The following is a 1383-nucleotide window of genomic DNA, read 5'->3' as shown; positions in this document are numbered from 1 at the left end:
GAGTTATCGTCAAATCTGGTGGATGGCGGTCAGGCCGCATTCCTGTCTGATTGATCGGCTACCTGCTCTCCGTCCTGGAACTTGACGTTGCTGACGACCAACTCCAGCTTCTGGAAGTGCTTGATCCGCCTCCAGCGTTTCTGGGCGGACTGGAGCAGTTTGAAGACCATCGCCAGGGTCGTGTCCCGGGAGCCGCAGTTCCGGCTGCGCTTCGTCCTCAGGCGGACCGTGGCGAAGGTCGACTCGATCGGGTTGGTGGTGCGGATGTGCACCCAGTGCTCTGCCGGGAAGTCGTAGAACGCCAGCAGTTCGCCCCGATCCTTGGCCAGGCATTCCATCGCCTGGGGGTATTTGGCGCCGAAGCGCTTCAGCGTGCGGTCGAAGGCCTGATGGGCTGCCTCCCGCGTCTCGGCCATCCAAATCTCATGCAAGTCGGCCTTGACCTTGGGCTGCACCGACTTGGGCAGCTTGTTCAACACGTTGGCCGTCTTGTGGACCCAGCAACGCTGGTGCGCCGTGGTCGGGTAGACCTTGCTCAGCGCCTTCCAGAACCCCAGCGCACCGTCGCCGATCGCCAGCCTGGGGGCCTCGGTCAGGCCACGCTCTCGCAGGCCCGTGAGCAACTCTTTCCAACTGGCTTCCGACTCACGATGGCCATCCTCGACGGCGACCAGTTCCTTGCGGCCATGCGCCGTGACGCCGACGATCACCAGCAGACACAGGCGGTCATCCAGGCGCACATTGCTGTAGACGCCATCGGCCCACCAGTACACATAGCGGCGGTCCGCCAGATCCCGCTGACACCAGGCTTTGTGCTCGTCGAGCCACTGGGCCTTCAGTCGCGAGACCGTGTTGGGCGACAGGCCCTTGGCCTGGTCACCCAGCAGAGCCGACAGGGCCTCCTGATAGTCGCCGGTGGAGACGCCCTTGAGATAGAGCCAAGGAATCAACTCCTCGACGCTGCGGGCCCGCTTCAAATAGGGCGGCAACAGGGTGCTGTTGAAGCAAGCCTGGCCGCCACTTCGGTCCCGCACCTTGGGCACCTTGACGGTGACGTCACCGATGCCGGTCTGCACGGTGCGCTCCGGTAAGTGGCCGTTACGCACCACCGCCTGCCGACCGTCCGCCAGGGTCGTGTCGGCATACTGGGCCAGGAAGGTGGCCAGTTCGGCCTCCACGGCCTTGGCGATCAGGTCTCGTGCTCCTTGGCGCAACAACTCGTGCAACGGGTCCGAGGGCTCGGATTCTGGCTGTGATAGGGCTCGGAGGGTAGAATCGGTCATGGCGTATCCGCTCGTGTTGATTGAGATCTTGGTCGTGATCAATCAATAGGATACGCCACCCTTCCTACCTCCTCCCGTACACCAGAAATCACCATAGCTC

Annotated in this window: 1 protein-coding gene; it reads right to left on the bottom strand. The window is 63.0% G+C overall.

What is annotated here, in order from left to right; genetic code table 11:
• Positions 1-29 precede the first annotated feature (29 nt).
• Positions 30-1283, bottom strand: coding sequence for an IS256 family transposase (locus FHR96_RS22295; protein WP_183389904.1), 1254 nt, complete (start codon positions 1281-1283; stop codon positions 30-32).
• Between the last annotated feature and the right edge of the window lie 100 nt (positions 1284-1383).

Origin of the sequence: Halomonas organivorans, from assembly GCF_014192055.1 — a bacterium.
GTDB classification, from domain to species: domain Bacteria; phylum Pseudomonadota; class Gammaproteobacteria; order Pseudomonadales; family Halomonadaceae; genus Halomonas; species Halomonas organivorans.
The sequence above is the reverse complement of the archived record's forward strand: the minus strand, read 5'-3'. Positions and strand labels throughout refer to the sequence as shown.

Bases quoted from the DNA above. Each gene is read 5' to 3' on its own strand.
- FHR96_RS22295 (WP_183389904.1), bottom strand. From the start codon at position 1,283: ATGACCGATTCTACCCTCCGAGCCCTATCACAGCCAGAATCCGAGCCC.